The 22555-nt window shown below is 47.8% G+C and carries 18 protein-coding genes and 1 other annotated feature (1 of these 19 only partly in view); of the genes, 6 read left to right on the forward strand and 12 right to left on the reverse strand.

Annotated features, from left to right (window positions below):
* Window positions 1-78, reverse strand: a binding site (T-box leader); it reaches 191 nt to the left of the window's first position.
* 135 nt (window positions 79-213) lie between these two features.
* Window positions 214-3237 (forward strand): transglycosylase domain-containing protein, encoded by a 3024-nt coding sequence (locus QMK20_RS16115; protein WP_283652406.1) that lies wholly within the window; start codon window positions 214-216, stop codon window positions 3235-3237.
* Window positions 3238-3364: 127 nt separating this feature from the next.
* Here QMK20_RS16115 and acsA read toward each other — a convergent pair whose 3' ends face one another.
* On the reverse strand, window positions 3365-5080 hold the full coding sequence (gene acsA, locus QMK20_RS16120) for an acetate--CoA ligase (protein WP_283652407.1): 1716 nt from the start codon (window positions 5078-5080) through the stop codon (window positions 3365-3367).
* Between the two features lie 242 nt (window positions 5081-5322).
* On the opposite strand from acsA, the gene QMK20_RS16125 reads away from it, so the two are divergent.
* Complete coding sequence (locus QMK20_RS16125; protein WP_283652408.1) at window positions 5323-5955, forward strand: GNAT family N-acetyltransferase; 633 nt, start codon at window positions 5323-5325, stop codon at window positions 5953-5955.
* 19 nt (window positions 5956-5974) lie between these two features.
* Here QMK20_RS16125 and QMK20_RS16130 read toward each other — a convergent pair whose 3' ends face one another.
* The 4 genes from QMK20_RS16130 to QMK20_RS16145 all read right to left on the reverse strand — a co-directional run bounded on the left by QMK20_RS16130 (window position 5975) and on the right by QMK20_RS16145 (window position 8789).
* Window positions 5975-6673, reverse strand: coding sequence for a 5'-methylthioadenosine/adenosylhomocysteine nucleosidase (locus QMK20_RS16130; protein WP_283652409.1), 699 nt, complete (start codon window positions 6671-6673; stop codon window positions 5975-5977).
* 111 nt (window positions 6674-6784) lie between these two features.
* A complete protein-coding gene (ccpA, locus tag QMK20_RS16135; RefSeq protein ID WP_044648625.1) occupies window positions 6785-7792 on the reverse strand; it encodes a catabolite control protein A in 1008 nt (335 codons plus the stop codon).
* Between the two features lie 107 nt (window positions 7793-7899).
* Window positions 7900-8241: a bacillithiol system redox-active protein YtxJ gene (ytxJ, locus tag QMK20_RS16140; protein ID WP_283652410.1), complete on the reverse strand. Its 342-nt coding sequence runs from the start codon at window positions 8239-8241 to the stop codon at window positions 7900-7902.
* Window positions 8242-8342: 101 nt separating this feature from the next.
* Entirely contained in the window at window positions 8343-8789 is a 447-nt protein-coding gene (locus tag QMK20_RS16145; protein WP_283652411.1) for a hypothetical protein, read from the reverse strand.
* A 335-nt stretch (window positions 8790-9124) separates the two neighbouring features.
* On the opposite strand from QMK20_RS16145, the gene QMK20_RS16150 reads away from it, so the two are divergent.
* The gene (locus QMK20_RS16150) at window positions 9125-9661 is read left to right on the forward strand and encodes a type 1 glutamine amidotransferase domain-containing protein (RefSeq protein ID WP_283652412.1); all 537 of its coding nucleotides are present in this window, start codon (window positions 9125-9127) and stop codon (window positions 9659-9661) included.
* Window positions 9662-9765: 104 nt separating this feature from the next.
* Here the strand turns inward: QMK20_RS16150 and ptsP are convergent, their stop codons facing one another.
* The 4 genes from ptsP to aroA all read right to left on the reverse strand — a co-directional run bounded on the left by ptsP (window position 9766) and on the right by aroA (window position 15572).
* Entirely contained in the window at window positions 9766-11511 is a 1746-nt protein-coding gene (gene ptsP, locus QMK20_RS16155) for a phosphoenolpyruvate--protein phosphotransferase (protein WP_283652413.1), read from the reverse strand.
* Window positions 11508-13391 carry a glucose PTS transporter subunit IIA gene (locus tag QMK20_RS16160; RefSeq protein ID WP_283652414.1) on the reverse strand — a complete coding sequence of 628 codons (1884 nt, stop codon included), beginning with the start codon at window positions 13389-13391 and terminating at the stop codon, window positions 11508-11510. Before QMK20_RS16160 ends, ptsP begins: the two co-directional genes overlap by 4 nt.
* 419 nt (window positions 13392-13810) lie before the next feature.
* Window positions 13811-14245 (reverse strand): CoA-binding protein, encoded by a 435-nt coding sequence (locus QMK20_RS16165; protein WP_283652415.1) that lies wholly within the window; start codon window positions 14243-14245, stop codon window positions 13811-13813.
* 34 nt (window positions 14246-14279) lie between these two features.
* Window positions 14280-15572, reverse strand: coding sequence for a 3-phosphoshikimate 1-carboxyvinyltransferase (gene aroA, locus QMK20_RS16170; RefSeq protein ID WP_283652416.1), 1293 nt, complete (start codon window positions 15570-15572; stop codon window positions 14280-14282).
* A 270-nt stretch (window positions 15573-15842) separates the two neighbouring features.
* On the opposite strand from aroA, the gene QMK20_RS16175 reads away from it, so the two are divergent.
* Window positions 15843-16148: a rhodanese-like domain-containing protein gene (locus QMK20_RS16175; protein WP_014282339.1), complete on the forward strand. Its 306-nt coding sequence runs from the start codon at window positions 15843-15845 to the stop codon at window positions 16146-16148.
* A 250-nt stretch (window positions 16149-16398) separates the two neighbouring features.
* Here the strand turns inward: QMK20_RS16175 and gndA are convergent, their stop codons facing one another.
* The gene (gndA, locus tag QMK20_RS16180) at window positions 16399-17805 is read right to left on the reverse strand and encodes an NADP-dependent phosphogluconate dehydrogenase (protein ID WP_044648633.1); all 1407 of its coding nucleotides are present in this window, start codon (window positions 17803-17805) and stop codon (window positions 16399-16401) included.
* A gap of 187 nt (window positions 17806-17992) precedes the next feature.
* Window positions 17993-18592 carry a hypothetical protein gene (locus QMK20_RS16185; RefSeq protein ID WP_283652417.1) on the reverse strand — a complete coding sequence of 200 codons (600 nt, stop codon included), beginning with the start codon at window positions 18590-18592 and terminating at the stop codon, window positions 17993-17995.
* Between the two features lie 279 nt (window positions 18593-18871).
* On the opposite strand from QMK20_RS16185, the gene QMK20_RS16190 reads away from it, so the two are divergent.
* Window positions 18872-19504, forward strand: coding sequence for a YktB family protein (locus QMK20_RS16190; RefSeq protein WP_283652418.1), 633 nt, complete (start codon window positions 18872-18874; stop codon window positions 19502-19504).
* A gap of 26 nt (window positions 19505-19530) precedes the next feature.
* Here QMK20_RS16190 and QMK20_RS16195 read toward each other — a convergent pair whose 3' ends face one another.
* A complete protein-coding gene (locus tag QMK20_RS16195; RefSeq protein WP_283652419.1) occupies window positions 19531-20814 on the reverse strand; it encodes an MFS transporter in 1284 nt (427 codons plus the stop codon).
* A gap of 186 nt (window positions 20815-21000) precedes the next feature.
* On the opposite strand from QMK20_RS16195, the gene QMK20_RS16200 reads away from it, so the two are divergent.
* Complete coding sequence (locus QMK20_RS16200; RefSeq protein WP_044648638.1) at window positions 21001-22476, forward strand: aminotransferase class I/II-fold pyridoxal phosphate-dependent enzyme; 1476 nt, start codon at window positions 21001-21003, stop codon at window positions 22474-22476.
* Window positions 22477-22555: the final 79 nt, after the last annotated feature.

Raw genomic sequence — 22555 nt, forward strand, 5'->3', positions numbered from 1 at the left:
CGTTACCGATTCGCACCACCCATCGGCTCTCTGCACAACGTGATTCCACCTTCTACTGAAGTCTTTCTCTGCTTTTCACGATATTTACTTTGACTTATTTATAACACACCACTTTTATAGAGTCAACGACACCAAAAGACAGGCTTTTTAGCATATGGGTTCATTTTGTAATTTTATGCTATAATAATGGCTGTTATAAAGGAGGAAGACTTAATGGTTGAAGAAAAAAACAATGTGTCAGAGCCAAAGCCTTCCCGCTTACGGACATACATGCGAAGGCTCGGCCGTGTCATAAAGTGGGTCGTCATCATCGGTTTTATGGGAGCGCTGTTTGCAGGAGGAGCCGCAGCCGGCTATGTAGCCTCTATTGTAAAAAGCGAGCCTGTGCGCTCCAGATCCATGATTGAACAGGAAGTAGACAAAAACGCAATTACAGGCTTCGCTTATTTCAATGATGGCTCCCCTATCGGACAGCTCCGGACAGAAGAAGATCGGCGTCCTGTCACGTTTAAGGAGATTCCGCAACTCGTTATTAACGCAGTCATTGCCATTGAAGATAACCATTTTTACGAGCATAAAGGTGTCGATCTGTCGGGAACGCTGCGGGCTATAAAACAAAAAGCGCTGCATGAATCCGTACAAACCGGGGGAAGCACCCTAACCCAGCAGCTCGCCCGTCGTGTCTTTCTGAATCTGGATCGCACGGATGACCGCAAGGTCAAGGAAATTTTGCTCTCTCTGCGCCTTGAGCGCTTCCTGAGCAAGCAGCAAATTATTACGGCCTATCTCAATAAAGTACCTTTTGGTAACGGATCAAGCGGTTATAACGTCTTTGGGATCAAAGCAGCGGCCAAAGGTATTTTTAATGAGAATGATCTGAATAAGCTGAATGTGGCTCAAGCCGCCTATCTGGCAGGTCTGCCACAGCTTCCTTCCTCTTATTCCGCTTACAACGGTAAGGGTGAATTTAACGAGTCCGGCTTTAAAAGGGCGATCAACCGCCAGCACCTGGTACTTAGCAGGATGCTAGAGGAGAACAAAATCAATCAGGCACAGTATGATGAGGCGATGGCTTTTGATATCAAAAAGTCGCTCGCTCCACGCACTGTTAAAGCCTACAACACGTATCCGTATCTTATGATGGAAACGGAACGGCAAGCGGCACAGGCACTTATGTCAGTCACAAATCCGGGTCAAGCGGCCAATGCCAGTGCAGATGCCAAAACCAAGGATGATAACGACTTGCTCAAAGAAGCTGAACAACAGCTTCGAACAGGTGGTTATATGGTATACACCACTATTGATAAAAGTATCTACAAGTCGATGCGCCAAATTGCAGAAAACAAGGATAATTTCTCTTCCACAAGTAAAACCAAGGGTGACGAGCAAGCGGCCGCCATTCTTATCCAGCACAAAACAGGCGCGATTCTCGGTATGATGGAAGGCCGGGATTTCCAAAAAGAACAGATGAATTATGCTACCCAGATGGTACGCCAGCCGGGATCGGCTATGAAGCCGATTGCCGCCTATCTCCCTGCATTGGACAGCGGTCTCGTGCAGCCTGGCAGCATCGTGGATGATGCACCTATTATTTTGAAGGATGGCAGCAATGGGTATCACATCCCGAAAAACGCCAATAACCGCTATCAGGGGCTGGTTACGGCCCGTTATGCGTTGAATCAGTCACTAAATACGATAGCACTCAAGCTGTTTAACGAAAAGGTAGGTATCAGCAAAGCTTGGGATTTTGCCAAGAAGCTAGGCATTACCACCTTGGAACCAAGCGATAACAACGCCCAGACGGGTGTACTCGGCGGTTTGGCCCATGGGGTCACAGTCGAGGAACTGACGAATGCTTATGGTGCGATTCCAAACGGCGGTGTATTTAATGACGCCTACATGATCGAAAAGATTGTGGACTCGCAAGGGAATATCGTTTATAAGCATCAGCCTAATCCCGTACAAGCCTTTACACCACAAACCGCCTATCTGATGACGGATATGCTGCGTACAGCTGTGTCGGAAGGTACAGGCAGACTGGTGAAGCGTAATTTCAATCAAGCTGGCAAGATTCCGATTGCTGGTAAAACAGGTACTACACAATCTTATACCGATGTATGGTTCGAGGGCTTTACGCCTGACGTCACACTGGGTGTATGGGTTGGTTACAAGCAACCTGTCAATAAGCTTGAAACGAAAGCACAAAAAGAGCGGGCACGCCGCCTGTGGGCGCAAATCATGAATGAAGTGACCGCAAAGGATCCGGATCTGTTCCGAACCGACAGCTTCAAGCGACCAGACGGTATTGTAACAAGAACAGCATCCGCATACGGTTCGGATATTTACAACAGTAAGTATCCACCCAAAAACAGTGAAAATGGTGTCACTCGTGCCAAATATATTACCTATCAAGGTGTCAATTACATTCCACGGGACGGCACACCGGATGATATGTTGAACGAGCGGACCGTTAGCAAACGGGAAAAACCGATTTCAGAGCTGATTAAAGAGCTCCAGCAAGCCTTTACCGTGATGAGACGACATAATTCGTTGTCCTACTATCTGCCTCAGGATGCAGATAAGGCGGCTCCTACCCAGATTGATCCGCGCAAAGACGATGGAGCCGATCCTAGTGCTCCGTCTAACGTTAGCGTAAGCTATAGTGACGGCAAAGCTATGATCAGCTTTAGCCCAAGCGGAAACAGCGATGTCGTAGGATACCGTCTATATCGTTCTACAGATGGGGGCAGCTTCCAACGGCTTGGCAAAGTCGTCATGGCTGACGGCTCCAAAGTGTTCTCTGACAGCCCGGGTGGTGGCAGCTCCAGCTACTACGTAACCGCCGTTGATGTAGGCGGACATGAGTCAGGGCCAAGCTCCCAAGCAAGTGCAGCGCCTGTAGCACCACCTGTTGATCCCGAGAATCCAGTTGTACCGAGTGAAGGAGATGGACCAAGTGCGCAGCCTACGGAGATTCCTACCGCTCCTGGGCAGCCTCAAGCGAAAGCAGCAGGCTCAGCCGTAGCGCTCCAATGGAGTGCAGGAAAGCCTGCGGATGCGATTACAGGCTATAACGTGTACTACAGTGAAAGCGGTGCGGAGCCTTTTACAAACATCGGCTCCACCGCATCCACCAGCTTTCAATATAAAGCGGGCAGCAAACCGAAGGGTTGGTTCCGCATCACTTCCATGAATGCCTTGGGGGAATCAGCTCCTTCCGGAGCCGTTCGTCCATAAAAGCTCACAACAGCAACAAATACTGATATTTGGTAAAAACCCACTTTATCAGAACCAACAAAAAGGGAGTTCCTTAGCCATCACGGCTTTGGAGACTCCCTTTTTTGTATCTTTCTTAAAAAGCATTTCAATCCTCTATGGTAGACAAATCTCCTGTAGGAAGATTAAGCTCCCAAGCTTTCAGTACACGTCTCATAATTTTACCGGAACGGGTTTTGGGCAGCTTTTCCTTAAACTCAATTTCACGTGGTGCAGCATGGGCAGACAGCCCTTCTTTGACAAAGCGATAAATATCCTGCTGCAAAGCTTCAGAGGGGGTGTAGCCTTCACGGAGTGCGATAAAAGCTTTAATGATCTCTCCCCGCACAGTATCCGGCTTTCCGATCACTCCAGCCTCCGCTACAGCGGGATGCTCCAGAAGCTTGCTCTCGACCTCAAAAGGACCAATTCGCTCCCCGGACGAATTAATGACATCATCAATTCGTCCCTGAAACCAGAAGTATCCGTCCTCATCCATATAAGCAGAATCACCAGACACATACCAGTCGGAAAAACGGAAATACTCCTGAAATTTGTTCGGGTTGTTCCATATACGGTTCATCATAGACGGCCACGGCGTACGAATCGCCAAATGCCCCATTCGGTTAGGCGGAAGCACTTGCCCCCTGTCGTCCAGAATAGCGGCCTGAATGCCAGGCAATGGCTTTCCCATCGAGCCGGGCTTAATCGGCAGCTCAGGGTAATTACAGATCATTTGGCCACCCGTTTCCGTCATCCACCAGGTATCATGAATACGCTGCTTATATACCTGCCAGCCCCAGCGCACCACCTCGGGATTCAGCGGCTCTCCGACGGACAGCACATGCCGCAGGCTTCCGAGATCATATTTGTCAACGATATCCTCCCCTGCGCTCATGAGCATCCGAAACGCCGTAGGAGCGCTATACCATACGGTCACCTCGTAACGCTCAATGGTTCGATACCAGTCCTCGGGGCTAAAACGACCGCCACGAATAACATTTGTTACTCCATTCAGCCATGGGGCAAAAATGCCATATGACGTTCCGGTAACCCAACCGGGATCGGCTGTACACCAATACACATCATCTTCACGCAGATCCAGCACCATTTTTCCGGTATAATAGTGCTGGATCATCGCGTTTTGCACATGATACACGCCTTTAGGCTTGCCCGTTGAGCCTGACGTGTAATGAATAATCAACCCATCCTCACGACTCAGCCATTCCGGTTCAAGTTCCTCGGAGGACGCAAGCATTTCCGTTTCAAAATCAATAATCCCTTGTTCCCGTTCGTCCACGTCGCCAACCACAAAAATATGCCGCAGCTCCGGAAGTTCCTCACGCTGTACGCGCGAGAGAAGTCCAGGCGTGGTCACCAGCGCCACCGCCCCGCTATCCTCCAGCCGATCCTTGACCGCCGTTTCCATAAATGCCTCAAATAAAGGTCCGACGACTGCTCCTACCTTCAAAATGCCAAGCAGACTAATGACCAGCTCAGGTGAACGCGGCATAAATATAAATACCCGCTCCCCTTTGCCAATTCCGTATTTACGCAGCACATTACCAAACCTGTTGGAGCTGGCACGCAACTGAGAAAAGGTGTAGGCTTCATGGCGGTTCGCGTCACAATACAACAACGCCGTTTTGCTGCCTCTCCCTTCCTCTACATGCCGGTCAATCGCTTCATGCGCCATGTTCACCTTGCCTGATTCATACCACGTAAAATGACGCTCTGCATCTTCCCACTGAAAGCGGTTGTAAGCTTGTTCATACGGGCCCATGTTGGATGTGGGAACTACAGCCTGGAGTTCTTCAATCTTCATGCGTTCAGCCTCCTCACGATATAATGAGAATAATACAGAACAAGATAACGCTTACAAATTCAATACAAGCATGTCAATTCCTTTGTTTAACATCTGATAAAAGCGACTAATTGTGAACAATTTATGTCTAAAACAGTATATCATAGGTGAGGATGTGACGACCATCCTTTTCATTTATTTGTTTTTTTGCTATAAGTAGGGGATATGGAGAGCTAGGTCACGGTAAAGAAGGAGGCGCATGTATGCAGCATTTAAAACTGCACCATTTGGACACGCTGAGTTATAACGGGCAAAAGATTTACGTAGAAGGCCCCGTATCCGCTGATCAACTGCGTTCATTTCAAATGCATCCACAACTGGACGCCTTTCGCAAGCCGAAGGAGCAATTCGACGCGCTGATGGATATTTCGGGACTGCCGGAAGGCAGGATTATCATCGCACATGATGGGGAAACCATTCTCGGATACGTGACTTTTCACTATCCGGATGAGATGGAACGCTGGTCGGAAGCCGGAATGAAGGACCTGCTGGAGCTTGGAGCGATTGAGGTAGCCGACGAATATCGCGGACTGGGTCTGGGAAGCCAAATGATCCGTGTCGCCTTTGAGGACGGACAACTGGAATCCTATATCATTTTTACGACTGAGTACTATTGGCATTGGGATTTAAAAGGCAGCGGTCTCTCTGTATGGGAATACCGCCGCATGATGGAACGTCTGATGAAAACCGTGGATATGATCTGGTACGCAACGGATGATCCTGAAATATGCTCTCACCCGGCGAATTGCCTAATGGTCCGAATGGGAGAGGATGTCCCCCTCACATCACGGGAACAGTTTGATCGTATCCGGTTTGTGAGAAGGTTCATGTATTAAATGTTACACTACTAGCCATTTAAGCCAAATACTTCAGCATATACTCCACAATCCGATGCGAACGATGGGAAGATTCTACTGTAAATTCGCCAAAATTAACATGGGCAGATCCGTCTGCCTTATCAGACATAGAGCGGAGGACAACGTAAGGCACAGCGTTCATATGGGCTGTCTGAGCCACTGCTGCGCCCTCCATCTCGGTACAAGCACCGTCCATCTCCTGATGCAATGCAGCTACCAGCTCACGACTGGCGATAAACTGGTCACCGGAAAGCACCTTGCCGATAATATAACGATCGCCGAAGGATTGACAGGCTTGCTCAGCCAGGCGAACAAGATCAGGATCAGCCGCAAACTCCGAGGTATCCTGATAAGGAATGACCCCTTTGGCGTAACCCAAAGGCGTTACATCCATATCATGCTGCATGCACGTCGAGGAGATCACGATATCCCCAATATTTAAATCCGGATGCACCGCCCCTGCCACTCCTGTAAATATGATTTGTTCCGCTCCAAAGCTATCGATAAGGATTTGTGTCGTTACCGCAGCATTGACCTTACCTACACCGGACTTGCATACGACAACCTGTTGACCGTGAATGACTCCCTTTGTATAGGTGATTCCAGCCTTGACCGACTTACTAGCTTCAGTCATTGCAGCAAGCAGCAGCTCAATTTCTTCATCCATGGCACCAATTAATCCATAAATTCGGCTCATCTCAAATCCCTCTATTCTTTGTTTAATGATGTGCATTATGGACTATGTATTCACGAAAAAAGCTCCATAAAAGGAGCTTTCATCGAAGGTCTATCCTGTTAACAAATTTGTCTAGTCTAAATAATTAACCGACAACCGCAAAATCGTTTCATGCGGCAAAATAACGCGGGGATTTTCCACATTTTCCTTCTTCATCAGCTTGGTCAGCAAACGCATCGCTACTGCACCCAAATCGTACATCGGTTGCGCTACTGTCGTAAGCTGCGGACGAACCATGGAAGCCATACGGATATTGTCCACACTGATGACAGAGAAATCGTCCGGTACTTTCAAGCCTTCATCCTGAATGCTATGAATCGCACCAATTGCCATTTCATCCGTAGCCGCAAAAATCGCGCTTGGCTTCTTCTTGAGGCCCAGGAAATACTTCATTGCCTCCACACCGGACTCATAACGATAGTTCCCGATTCGCACGAGATCTTCCTGATACTCCATTCCTGCTGCTTCCAGCGCTCTCTTGTAGCCTTGGAAACGTGCATAGCCGTTCGCAGGGTCCTGAAGAGTACCACTAATCATCGCGATTTGACGGTGCCCGTGGCGGATCAATGTATTCACTGCATCAAAAGCAGCGGCTTCATGGTCAATATCAACCGAAGGGTAGCTGCCTTTCTCATCACTCGTTGCGCACAGAACGATAGGAACCGCAGCCGTATGAAAAGCCTGAATATGCTCGTCCGTTACTGTGCCACCCATGAACAGAAGTCCATCAACCTGTTTTTCGAGCAGCGTATTGATGACACGAATCTCTTTTTCTTTCCTCTTATCGGCATTACACAAAATAATGTTATAGTGATACATATTCGCAATATCCTCAATGCCCCGCGCAATCTCTGCGAAAATTGAGTTTGATATATCAGGGATAACCACGCCGACGGTTGTTGTCTTCTTGCTGGCCAGACCTCTAGCCACCGCATTAGGCCGATATCCCAATTGCTCAATCGCTTCATATACCTTCTTGCGTGTCTGAGGTTTTACGTTAGGATTATTGTTAACTACACGGGACACTGTCGCCATTGAGACACCAGCTTCGCGAGCTACATCATAGATCGTTACCGTCAAATTCCTTCTCTCCATTGCCAATAAATTTTCAACCGAATCCAAGAACAACTAATTAGAACTATGATACGACAAAATACTACTTTATGCAACGACAGCGCTCATTCTATCTATACCAAATGATCGTGAAGCGCACGCGCAGTGATATTCGAATGGGATGTATGCCAGACAGCCTCTCCGCCCTTGATCAAAATGGCCTGCGGTGATTCATGCTGCAGTTGGAGCTTGTTCGCAGCCTCATTGGACACCGGCCGGTCTTCTACTACATAAATGATACCGTATTCAATATTTTCGTTGGGAGTGCCTTGCAAATAGGACTCCAGTTCCTGATGTGCGCCAGAGCTAATCGGACAGCGCGTGCTATGTTTAAAAAGAAGCAATGCCTTGTCTGATGACGCTTCCAGCGCCGCATTTAATTGTTGAACAGTAGTCATCTTTGTCATCGTCGCCATTGGATATACATTCCTTTCCTCGTATTGTCGTATGTCCTATTCACATCCTAACAAAAAGAACATGTAAAATCCAATGGTGACCATGAAAATTTTCATTTTTTTTAGTTTTTTGTATTCATAAACACCGATTCACTGGTAAAACCGGATAATTGCCCCAATCTTTTCTGTACATCGTTCATCCAATCCTCATCTCCCAGACTTCTCGCATAACGATAAAGGTCCAGCAGCAGATTGATTCGAAGCTCCATTCGCTCCTCCAAAGAGGATTGCCAGTCCACATTAGGATTGTCCGCTTCCTCCAGCACCAGCCTGCGAATAATTTCAGCCAGCTCGTTGTTACGGGCAAAGGAAATGCGCCGAGCCGTAGGCTTGCTTCCCAAATTTTGCAATAGCTCCTTGATGTCCTTCGTTACATGCTGCAAAACCTCACTGGAGAAGCATGAAGGGCATGAAAATACGGGAACATGTAAAATTTCAACCTTGCCCGCATAAACTACCTTTCTCAACTCCAGCCCCATCGGTTTACCGCATTGGCATTGCTTATGCATTTAACCACCTCATTACGTAGGATCAAGCTATATGAGGATTTCATCAGAATCCAGATATATCTATCTACTAGTCTATAAAAGATTTGTTAACTCTATAAAATTTTTCACACTCTTTTTTATTTCGACTTTGGGACCTCAAATCCTTCCACAGATTGCAGCTATGAACAAATTACCAAAGGTTTAGTGGGTTTCAGAATGGTGATGCTAGTATTAAAAGAGCTAGTCAATTTATGAGAATGTGCAGAGGAATGGACTTCCGGCGCTCTTTTTCTTAAGATGTATAGGTGCAGATATAAAACAGCGTGTCATCAAGTGACGCACGAAAGGATGGTTAGATGTCGAGACTTGCCGGAAAAAAGGTTATCGCCCTGGTAGATGAGGAATTCGAGGATCTGGAGCTATGGTACCCCGTGTACCGCGTCCGTGAAGAAGGCGCAGAAGTGCATTTGGCCGGTGCTGAAAAGGGTAAAAAATATTTTGGAAAATATGGCGTACCTGCTGAAGCGGAATATGCCTTTGAGGAATTGAACAGCCGCGATTATGACGGGATTCTTGTCCCCGGAGGCTGGGCGCCGGATAAACTGCGCCGCTATCCCAAGGTGATTCAACTTGTACAGGAGTTTCACGCCGCCCACAAACCCATCGGGCAGATCTGCCACGCAGGCTGGGTGCTGATCTCCGCCAAAATTTTGGACGGTGTCACCGTAACATCCACACCGGGCATTCGTGATGATATGGAAAACGCAGGAGCCATCTGGAAGGACGAAGCTGTCGTGACAGACGGACATATCATATCTGCCCGCCGCCCGCCTGACCTTCCGCCATATGGAAAAGCGTTCTGCGATCTGTTGGCAAACAACGCAAAGAAATAAGGCAGTCCAATATAATGAGCAAAAACACCTTCAAAATCACCACGTTATCCATGGTTTTGAAGGTGTTTTTTTATTCCAAAACAAGCTACACAGCCATTGCATGATTACTGCCGTCCAGGCCCGACTGAAATACAACTGACACTAACTGCGGTCAGCTTGTCTTCGATCGCCGCGCCGGTAGACATGCTGAAGCACGCCTGGGCAACCAGTGTTGCCTCAGCTGCGGACGTGTTCAGCACACGATGCTTAACTCGCAGCAAGGACTGGGGAGACATGCTTAGCTGGTGTATTCCCAACTCCAGCCACAAGGGAATGGAGCGTTCATCCCCTGCCATTTCACCGCACACACTCACATCAATTCCCGCTTGATGAGCCGCCTGTGCCGTCATACGCAGCATCCGCAGCACAGCCGGATGGTATGGATGGTACATATGGGCAATCTGCTCGTTCATACGGTCTACGGCCAGCACATACTGTACCAGATCATTCGTGCCTATACTGAAAAAATCTGTTTCAGCAGCGAGTAGATCGGCAATCATTGCTGCCGCTGGCACCTCGATCATAATCCCTTGCTGGATATGTGGATTGTAGGCAACCCCTCTCGCATCCAAATCCGCCATAGCTTCCTTCAAGATTGCATCCGCCTGGCGGATCTCCTCCACCGATGAGATCATCGGATACATGACCTTGATATTCCCTGCCGCACTGGCACGTAAAATAGCTGTCAGTTGTGTCTTGAATAATTCCTTCCAATCGAGACTGATGCGTATAGCGCGATAGCCGAGAAACGGGTTTTCTTCCACCGGCAGTTGAAGATAGTCCAGCGGTTTATCCCCGCCGATATCCAATGTACGGATAACAACGGAGTGGTTTCCTGCCTTTTCTGCTACCAGCCGATACACTTCATACTGCTCATCTTCATCCGGTGCAGAGTTTCGATCCATATATAAAAATTCCGTGCGGAACAGTCCAACACCCTGCGCCCCATGCTTCAATGCCGCCTCCAGTTCCTTGACAGAACTGATATTCGCTGCCAGCCTCAGTTCAGTTCCATCCTTGGTCACGGCTTCCACGGAAGCGAGCACCTGAAGCTGTTCTTTTCTGCGGAGCTGCTCATCACGTAATGCCGTATAATGATCAATAATGGATTTCTCCGGCTTCACATAAACCTTACCCAAGTCTCCGTCGACAACCATCATATCCCCAGTCTGGACAGGCAAATTGAGATTGCTCTCCAGTCCCGAAACAAGCGGAATGCCCATCGCACGGGCCATGATCGCGGAATGCGATGTTTTGCCCCCATTCATAGTTACAATTCCTAATACATAGCTTGGATTCAAGTGGGCCGATTGAGATGGAGAAAGCTCCTTGGCTACCAGAATGTAAGGCTGTGTGTCCTTCGGAAGAGTTACTTCCGGCGCACCCAGCAAATGCTTGAGCAACCGATTCCCCACATCCTTGATGTCGATCGCCCGCTCCTTCATATATTCATCATCCAGCAGATCAAACATCGTCACAAAATGGTCAATTGCTTCCTTAACAGCCACCTCGGCTGCTTTATATTGACGCTCGATGATTCCACGAACTTCGTTCATGAATTCAGGGTCCTCCAATATAGCCAGATGCGCATCAAAAATGCTGGATTCTTCCGGTCCCACCATTTCCCGAAACTCATCCTTAATAAACTGGATTTCACTTTTGGATGTGCGTATCCCTTCATACAGCCGCTCGAATTCCTTTGCGAGATCCACCGCATCCATTTTCTGCTCAGGTAAATCCCACTCCCAGCTCGGCAGGACAAAAGCCTTCCCGATTGCCACACCTGCTGCGGCGCCGATGCCTTCTATCATGTCTCTACCCCTCCAACATTCCTGTCATGCAGCACAACGGACATTACCGAGGTCTGACCTTTTTTCACTGTTTTAAACGGAGCAAAGCTCCATGACTTCACGCGATCCGGATTCGTAATGACCATAGGGGTCACTAAAGATGGAGCTTGTTCCCGCAGCGCCTGCAAATCAAATTTGATCAGCAATTGTCCCGGTTCCACCGTATCGCCTGCTTCTACCATAGCAGTAAAATTCCCTTTTAGCTGTGAAGTATCAATCCCTATATGAAGCAGAACCTCAAGTCCCTCTCGTGTAGAAATGCCCAAAGCGTGCATGGTCGGATACAAATGCATAACCGTACCATACACCGGAGACACAAGTTCACCTCGTTCGGGAACAAAAGCAACTCCGTCTCCGACCAGCTTCGTCGCAAAAATTTTGTCCGGCACCTCGTGAATCGGCAGCATTTTTCCATGCACAGGAGCGTTGAACAACACTTGAGGAAGATCACGATCCATAAGCTTCGCGATTTCCTCACGAATCAGCTCCGAATACGTCCCGAACACAACCTGCAAGTTGCCCCCTCCCAGGTTGATGAGTCCAGCCGAGCCCAAGGCTTTTATCGCTCCAGTATCAATCAGCCGGTCATTGTGGACGGTGAGGCGCAACCGTGTAATACAGGCTTCCACCCGAACAATATTTTCCTTCCCGCCGAGCGCCTCCAAAATGAGCGGAGCGCTGTAGGGAATATTGCCTGCCCAATCCTCCAGAACTGAACCTTCCTCGCGACCTGGAGTGGGAATACGGAACCTCCGAATCGCCCAGCGGAATAGCACATAATACACCAGCCCATACGCCACACCTAACGGAATCAACAACCAGGCATTATGTGACAGATGGAAATTGAGTACGTAATCTATAAAACCCGCTGAATATGAAAAACCGTGATGAATATCCAGTTCAAAGGTAAGCCACATAGCCAGACCGGACATGACTGCATGAACAAGGAACAAATAAGGAGCAGCAAACAAAAAGGCAAACTCGATTTGTTCCGATACACCGGTAAAAAAACAGACCAGGGCAGCAGTCAAAAATGTCTTTTGCACCTTTGGCTTCAAGTCTTCACGTGCTTCCTGAATAATCGCCAGCGCAATGGCTGGAATCGCAAACATCATGATTGGAAACAACCCTGACATAAAATAGCCCGCCGTCGGATCGCCAGCAAAAAATCGGGGTAAGTCTCCCTGCACTATGTTGCCTGACGGTGTTTTATATGTACCCAGTTGAAACCAGAATATATTATTAAGCAGATGATGGAGGCCAAAAGCCGCCAGCACCCGATACAAAATACCATAAATAAACAATCCGAAGCCGCCCAAGCTCAATTCCAGACCTGCTATAAACTGCAATCCTCTCTGAATGAGTGGAGCCACAATCAGCATCAGTCCTGCGAACACGGCGGAGAACAAGCCAATTAGCAGTAAAACAAATCGAGTCCCTCCAAAAAATTGGAGTACCTCGGGCAGCTTAATGCTTTTGAAGCGGTTATACGCCACCCCTGAAATGACACCTAAAATGATGCCAATGAGCGTCGCCGGATGAATGAGTCCGTTTCCAAATCTCAATGTGACCTGATCATATATTGCCATACCAGCCAATGCCGCCAATCCCGCCTGACCTGCCTGATTTGACATGCCGAGTGCTACACCAACCGCAAACAAATACGGCAAAAAATAAAAAATACCGTTCCCTGCCGCATTAGCCATATCAGACACCATTGGAAATCCCCAAGTGAACCAGGGAAGGCTACCGAGACTTAGTAATATAGCAGCAGCCGGTAACACCATCGTCGGGAGCATGACAGCACGACCAAGCTGTTGTAAGGATCCGAGCCAATTCATGGCATTCCTCTCCTTTCTATCCCTGATGGTAAGCCGAATAGATACTTTTGTCAAAGCGATTCTCTTGCTTGATTAAAAATACTTATATACGCTTTAAAGGTCTGGACAACTCCATTAAATGGCCTATTTAAGTTATATTTTGCTTGTTTATCAGCTTGGACCAAGCTATCCTGAAACAAAGGGGGATGGAGCAGCGATTCCATTACCATAACCAATAAAATAAGCGAATTCACCAAGATAATATCATCATAATGGCATACATACATTATATGAATTCCTGTAAGTATAATATACAGTTCCTGACTAAACTTAACCAAGCAACTGAGTGAAAAAAAGTAAAGCCAAATATAGTTTAATTCCACACTAAAAACCTTCTTCCCCGTATTTCATCGGGGCGAAGGTTTTTCTTCATGTCCAGATTATCCTTTGCGTACAGCTTGGGTTACGGAATCCTCTACCTTAATGCAGCGATCCATAATAACCGTCATTCCATGCTCCTGCGCGATGTCAGCGGCTTCCTGGCTGATAATGCCCTGTTGAAGCCACAAAACCCTGGCACCAATGGCAGCTGCCTCACGAGCAACCTCCGCGCAGTACTCACTGCGACGGAATACATTGACCAGTTCCACAGGCTCAGGTACTTCTTCGAGACTTGCATAGCAAGTTTCTCCTAAAATCGTTTGCCCCGCTGCTGCAGGATTAACCGGAATAATCCGGTATCCCCGCTTTTGCATAGCATAAGACACCATATACGAGGTCCGGTCCGATTTATCAGACAAACCCACAACCGCAATGTTGCCTACTTGTTCCAAAATGCTTTTGATCTCTTCTCTTGACGGATTTTCAAAAGCCATCCTGTCCCCTCCTGTTCACTTCTAAAGCTTACTATTATTTTACCCACTCTACAGAGGCGCCAAGCGTCGTCAGATGGTCAAAATATTGCGGATATGATTTGGCAACATGATGCGCATCCTTGATCACCAGCGGTTTCTGGGCCCGTAGACCGACTACCGTCAAAGCCATAATAACACGGTGATCAAAATGCGCGTTGATTTCAACGCCGCCTTCGACCCCCTCCGGTCGGCCATGTACGATAATTTCAGCCTGACGTTCCTCCACGCGAGCTCCGGCCTTGGTCAGTTCGTTCAAATAATCGGTAATGCGATCACATTCCTTGTACCGCAAATTTTCCACATTATAAAAACGGGATGTGCCGTCAGCAAATACAGCGGCAGCCACCATGGCCAGCACAGCATCGGTTGCAGCATCGCCGTCAAACTCGATTGCCTTCAAACGTCCATTCCCCTTCACGACAACTGTGTCGTTCTTGTGCGTCAGCGGTACTTCCATCATACGAAGCACATCTACAATAGCACGTTCTCCCTGCTTGCTCTGTTCCTTTAGCCGATGGATGGTGACATCCGAGTTCGTTACGGCAGCCGCTGCCAGCACCGCGGCACTGCCCGGGTAATCCCCCTGCACTGTATACGTGCGCGGCTGATAAAATTGTCGTCCCGGAACACGGAAAGACATATAATCGTCACTTGCATGAATGATTATACCTGCCTCTTGGAGCACCTCCAGCGTCTGACCAATAACCACCTTGGATTTCAGATCATGCAGCACCTCGATTTCGCTGTCTTCCTCCAGTAAAGGTGTAAGGAATAGCAAAGCGCTCAAATATTGTGAGCTAACCGAACCGGACACCTGAATTTTGCCGCCCTTAGCTTGACCGCCCTGGATACGAATTGGCAACTTACCTTCGCGATGGTCCACTCTCACACCCAATTGGCCCAGCGCATCAATTAGATCATCATGTGGTCGTTTACCCAATGAGTCAGGATATGTATTAACGAAAGTAACATCCGGACATAAGGATGTAATTCCCATCAAAAAACGGAGCACCGCTCCGGCATTCCCCACATTTAACTCCTTCACAGCACGAGGATGGCTACCAAAACCCGTAATGACAATTTTTTCGTCATCCTCTTCCAGCACTGCCCCCAGATCAGCGATACAACGACGCATAGCATCACTATCCTCACTGTGTGCCGGAAAATAAATGGTACTTTCTCCATCGGCAAGCGCTGCTGTGAGCAGATAGCGTGTAGTGTAGTTTTTGGAGGACAAGGCCCCAATCTCTCCCTGCAAGGAAGGGGTAGGTCTAACGATAACATCCATATTGTACATGCTCCTTTTCGATTCAAACCATCCTAGTTTACGTTAATTATACAAGCTGTAGCGTTCATTTCTCTACCCAAAAAAATATACAATATTCATCTAGGTCTTTCGGAGTTTAATCCAGCAGGTTGATTAGTCTCTATCTTTCTTTAGGATTAACCCAATTGACAGCTTAGAGATAGCTTCGCTATCATACATAGAGAGTGTGATGTTTTGCACACGTCAATAACACACGCAGCACCCATTATACATTAGAAAAGAGGTCCAGCCATGACGCAAATCGCCCTGATTGAACCTTCTGAGCTTCGCGCACGCCTGCAAGCAGGAGAGCAACTGCAATTGATCGACGTTCGCGAGGCAGAAGAAGTAGCGGAAGGCATGATTGACGGTGCCAAGCATATTCCGCTCGGACAGATTCCGAGTCGTCTTGAGGAAATTGAACGTACCGGTGAAATTATCTTTATTTGCCGGAGCGGTTATCGCAGCGAACGAGCCTGCGAATATTTACAACAGCTCGGTTATGAAGGCTGCACTAACATGACTGGCGGTATGCTGCAATGGTCACAAGAGCAGTAAAATGCTGCTCACCACAAGAGACGGGATCTTCCCGTCTTTTTGTTACAACCCAAAGCTTAGACGCGGTAATGCGTTAAAATATCTTGTCGTTATCATACCACAGCGCCAAAAGATTACACAATCCTCTAGCTTCATCCTCATCCAATCAACTATCCACGAAAATCAAAAAACGGAAGCTTCTTCTACCACAAGGGTAAAAAAAGCTTCCGCTGTATTACATCGATGCTATCCTTACATATCCATCAATTTATTAGAACCACTGGTGATGGAACACGCCTTCTTTGTCCACACGTTTGAACGTATGCGCACCGAAGTAGTCACGTTGCGCTTGCAGCAAGTTTGCTGGCAGACGCTCAGTACGATAGCTGTCATAGTATGCGAGCGCGCTGGAGAAGCCCGGCACTGGAATACCTTGAGATACAGCCACGGAAATCACCTGACGCCATGCGTTTTGGTAAGTTTCTACTACATTTTTGAAGTAGGAATCCAGCAACAGGTTTTTCAGAGCAGGATCGCGGTCATACGCATCCTTGATGTTTTGCAGGAATTGCGAACGGATAATGCAACCGCCGCGGAAGATCATAGCAATTTTTCCGTATTTCAAATCCCAATCGTATTCATCGGAAGCTGCACGCATTTGAGCAAACCCTTGAGCATAAGACACAATTTTACTTGCGAACAATGCTTTACGTACGCTTTCGATAAATTCTTTTTTGTCTCCGCTGAAGGATTCAGCATTAGGACCGCTCAGCACTTTGCTTGCCGCAATGCGCTCGTCTTTCATAGCAGACAGGAAGCGGGAAAATACGGATTCGGTGATCATAGACAGTGGCACGCCCAGATCCAGCGCGCTTTGGCTTGTCCATTTACCAGTACCTTTTTGACCTGCTGCATCCAGAATAACGTCTACCATTGGTTTGCCTGTTTCGGAATCATATTGGGAGAAGATGTCAGCCGTGATTTCGATCAGGTAGCTGTCCAGCTCGCCTTTATTCCATTCTGTGAAGATTTCATGAAGCTCTTCCGCATTCACATTCAGGACCGATTTCAACAGGTGATAAGCCTCACCAATCAATTGCATGTCGCCGTACTCGATACCGTTATGCACCATTTTTACATAGTGACCAGCACCGTCGGGACCGATATATGTACAACAAGGGTCGCCTTCTACTTTTGCAGAGATTGCTGTCAGAATCGGCTCTACCAGCTTGTAGGCACTTTCTTGTCCACCTGGCATAATTGCAGGACCGTTCAAGGCACCTTCTTCGCCACCGGATACGCCTGTACCAATAAAGCGAAATCCTTTTTCCTCCAGCTCCTTACTGCGGCGCTGTGTATCAGGGAAGTAGGCATTGCCGCCGTCTATAATAATGTCGCCCTTGTCCAGATGAGGCACAAGCTGCTCAATCGTGGCATCCGTTGCTTTACCAGCTTGAACCATGATCAGGATTTTACGGGGCGATTCCAGTGAGTTCACAAATTCTTCAATGGAGAAAGTACCCGTCAATTTCTTACCTTCTGCTTCTTTGATAAGATCGTGCGTTTTTTCGGGAGAGCGGTTAAATACCGAGACGGTGAAGCCTCTGCTCTCAATATTAAGGGCCAAATTCTTACCCATTACCGCCAGGCCGATCACACCAATCTGCTGTTTTGCCATCTGGTTCCTCATCCTTTGCAACATATTTTTTATTCTATATCGCCGCTTTACCGCATTACACTTTATGTGAATCGGAACACGTGCAATTCTATTTTAACGTTTTTGGTGTCAGAAGTGAACCCCTGTCTATTCGCAGATCAAAACACCCCATTTTCATGAGGTGTTCAATTATACTAAATCTACATCATTATGCTTCCATCATCAGCAGTTGGCGGGATAGCGCTTGCAGGCGTTCATGGCAGTTCTCGGCTCTGGTCGTATCTCCCTCTGTCATTGCCGTGAAAAGCTTCTCCAATTCATCATCCACTTGCATTCTGAGCAGCAGCAGTCGGGTCTCTCCCTCATTGGAAATATACATTTCCTCCATCTCCTGCACTGACAGCACTGGTCCCTTCTGATAAATAACGCGTTGCTTAAAACCAGTAACCTCAACCAGACGAATGACCTCACCGAACAAAATATTTTCCACCAAAATATGATGGTCCTTGACTCTTTTGACAATGGCATGGCCTCGGGTGCTTCCAATCAGCTTTTCCAACCACTCCGCCAACTTGGCGTCGCGGATCACATAATCTCCGGCCAACTTGTAGTGCCCTGTACGCAATTGTTGAAAACGAAGCTTCACCAGCTTGCGTCCGGTCCTTACCGACAGCACCAGGTACGACTCATCCTCGCTCCAGTACAGCGAATATCCTTCCGATATCAAATCCTTGATCAGATTATGGATATGCCGACGGCTAAACCGGAGCTCCAAATTACAATATTCTACCTCGCAGCCCTTGTTCACGGCATTCCCTCCTTTTTCAAGTCCGATTCAAGAAGTCCGGCTACAGCAAGCCTGCGGCTTTCCCGCTTGATCTTCCCTTGCTCTATTTTATACTTCATTTTATGTAAGGGTACTTGGTTATTTGACCTATTTTTATGAGTAACAACGCACAATCCTACTTTTGCCTTATACTCTTGTCCCAAACCCGGCCTAAAGTCGGTCAAGCCTGATGGCATTATGCTATAATCGGACATATTACGCCACACGAAATGGCTTAACCCAGTTACAGGAGGAAAAGGTATGACATTCAGTGGATTTACTGCAAAGGACTTTGATGTTTTTGGAATACCGGGGCTGGAGCCTCGCATGGAGGTACTGATTGAACAGGTTCGACCCAAACTGGAAGCGATTGGTGCGGAGTTGGCTCCTTTCCTGACGGACTTGTGCGGCGAGCCTATGCACGTTCATGTTGCAAAGCATGCACGACGCAAAGTAAACCCACCCAAGGATTCTTGGGTAGCTTGGGCGGCGAACAAGCGTGGATACAAGGCGTTACCGCATTTTGAGGTAGGTATGTTTGCTTCACATCTATTCGTCATTTTTGCAATTATTTATGAAAGTCCGAATAAAACTACGTTTGCCCAGGCACTCAAAGCCAACCTGAGCAATGTACGCTCTAACATACCGGATCATTTTTACTGGTCCATGGACCATATGGCTCCGGAAGGTACAGAGCAAAAACAAATGGACGAGAAGGATTTTCAAACGATCATCGACAAGCTACAGCAGGTAAAAAAATCCGAGGTCATGTGTGGTATCCGTATCGACCGGGACGATCCACTCGCCAGTGACGGAGCTGCATTGCTACAGACAGTGCGTTCTACTTTTGAGCGTTTGCTGCCGCTGTACCAAATTGCCTTCTCGAAAGAGTAACCAGCATTAGCTAATCAAGCTGCTATTCAGGCTTTGGCCGTCTTTCTGCGCGGATTACGCGCCAAAGCCAAATGACAGCCGAACATAAGCAGCATTACAACTCCGCTGATGATAAATGGAGCTGTGTGTCCAGCGCGGTCCCACAGCACTCCTGAAACGAGTGGACCGATGACCATGCCGGAGCCTTGGAGTGTCAGAAAAAAGCCCCATACCGTCGCTCGTTCGCTTTCCGGGATCAATTTAGCGAGGAAGGTATTCCATGCAGGTAAAATAAGCGCATAGCCCAAGCCAATGAGCGCTACGGATACGAACACAAGCGGAATGGATCGGACGGCGGAAAAGAAAAACAGCGTAATCCCGGCAAGCAAAAAACCGGCGTGCAGAAAATACTCTGTTCCCAGCCGATCCACCAGCTTTCCGCAAGGAATAAGCGCCAGCACCGTCACCCCGCCGCCCGCGATCAAAAATACACTGTACAGATTCGGCGAAATGCCGAGGTCTGTCCGGGCGTACAGTGTCAATACTGGGCTGATCAAACCGATAACAAACGACTGCAAAAACAGCGCCGGGTAAATTAACGGGTTTACATCAAGTTTTGTTTTGAGAGAGTTGAACGTTTCCTTGATTCCTCCCAGTAGCTGCTTCTTTTGCTTCGCGAGACCGTCGGAGGACACCAAGGCGCTCCGTTGCAGCGCTCCTTTGTCAGCAGATTTTTTGCGTCCGGGCAGCATAAGGGAGACCAGCAATAACAAAATGCTGCATCCTGTCAAAATCATAAACACCATTCCGTAGGAATGACCATAATGTGCCATAGCGAAATTCATAACAAGCGGCCCCATTCCTGTTCCGCCCATGGACGCAATTTCCAATGTGCCCATCGCCGCACCATTGCTGTTATTAGGCCCGGACATTTCAGTCGTTCCAGTCATGACACAAGGCCAGAGCGGAGAAGTGCCCAGACCGAGCAGCAGACAGGCGACTACGAGCCACACTGGCTCTGTCAGCACGCTTAGCATGATCACCGCTACAAGTGTGAACAGCAACGCGGTCGACATCGTTCCCCGGTAGCCGAGCCGTTCAGCTATCCAGCCCGCCGGTGCCCGGAACGCATTGTCACCAAAATACTGGAGCGAAAAGGCCAGACCGATGATTCCGGCTGACAGTCCGAGCGTTTCTCCCATATATACCGGCAGGATAGCTACCAGAAGAGATCCCTTCATAAATTCAACCAGAAATACCAGTACCCATAATTCCGCAAAAAAGGGAGACCATAACCGCCGAGGATTTTTTTCTCTTCCGATTTGTTTCATCTGTCCCACATCCTCTACCTTCGTTTTTTCGTCATAAAGTCCGGGTTGTCTCCATGCTCCTCTCATTCACAAATAAAAGCACCGTCAACCGCTTGCATTCCTACTTCAAACTGCTATACTCAATTTTGTTCTATTATCACTTGCCAGGATTGTCGAAATCCTGCACGAAAGGTTGTGACAACACTAATGAATCAAAGCAACACCCCGCTTTTTACTGCTTTGAAAAAGCACGCTCAGAGCAACCCGGTTCAATTTCACATCCCAGGTCATAAAAAGGGAGTGGGGGCAGATCCGGAATTTCGCGAATTTATGGGGGATAATGCCTTTTCCATAGATATGATCAACATCGCTCCATTGGACGATCTGCATCAACCTACGGGTGTCATCGAAGAAGCCCAAAAGCTTGCGGCAGAAGCCTATGGAGCAGATTATACTTACTACAGTGTACAGGGTACAAGTGGAGCTATCATTACTATGATTATGTCCATCTGCTTGCCAGGTGATAAAATTATTGTACCCCGAAATGTACACAAATCTATAATGTCTGCCATTATATTGTCTGGAGCAAAGCCTGTATTCGTATCTCCGGTCAGTGATGAAAATCTTGGTATTCACCACGGGATTACAACCAAGTCCGTACGCCGGGCACTGGAACGCCATCCTGACGCCAAGGGCGTCCTCGTCATCAACCCGACATATTACGGTGTGTGCGCCGATTTGAAAGAAATAGTTGATCTCGCTCACAGCTATAATGTGCCGGTCCTGGTCGATGAGGCCCACGGTGTACTCATTCATTTTCATCCTGATCTGCCGATGTCCGCCATGGAAGCGGGAGCAGATATGTCAGCTACAAGCGTCCATAAGCTAGGCGGTTCCTTGACACAAAGCTCGATTCTGAATGTGAATACCAAAAACGGATACGTCAATCCGCAGCGTGTGCAGACGATTTTCAGTATGCTGACAACGACTTCCACTTCCTATATCCTGCTGGCTTCTCTGGACACATCACGCCGCAATCTGGCTCTCAATGGCTATGAAATAGCGCAACGTGCGCTTGATTTGGCCGAATACTGCCGTGCAGAGGTCAACAAGATTGAAGGATTATATTGCTTTGGCAGTGAAATTCTCGGTACAGAGGCAACCTATAATTATGACGCGACCAAAATCACCATTCATATTCGTCATCTAGGCCTTACTGGGTACGACGTGGAAAATTGGCTGAGAGAAAACTACAATATCGAGGTTGAGCTTAGCGATATGTACAATATTCTCTGTCTGGTGACCCCCGGGGATACGAAAGAGGACATTGAGATTTTATTGAAGGCTCTGCGTGAGCTGGCTGCTATTCATTATTCTACAGGTCAGCAGCATGAACTGGATGTAAAAATACAGGAAATCCCCCAGCTCTCCCTGATTCCGAGAGACGCTTTTTACGGAGATACGGAAGTGGTACCATTCAAGGAATCTGCTGGACGCATTATTGCAGAATTCATTTATGTATATCCGCCAGGTATTCCGATCCTGCTGCCGGGCGAAGTGATCTCACAGGACAATATTGATTATATTGTCGATCATGTGGAAGTAGGCCTGCCTGTTAAAGGGCCTGAGGATCGAACGGTACATCAAGTGAAGGTTATCGTCGAAACGGACGCCATTTCCTAAGCCTCCTGAGCCGTAACAAGCTTGAAAAATCTTATAAGCATCTTAAATGCTTAACAAAAAAAGCCCCCGATTGGGGGCT

The organism is Paenibacillus sp. RC334 (assembly GCF_030034735.1).
Taxonomy (GTDB): domain Bacteria; phylum Bacillota; class Bacilli; order Paenibacillales; family Paenibacillaceae; genus Paenibacillus; species Paenibacillus terrae_A.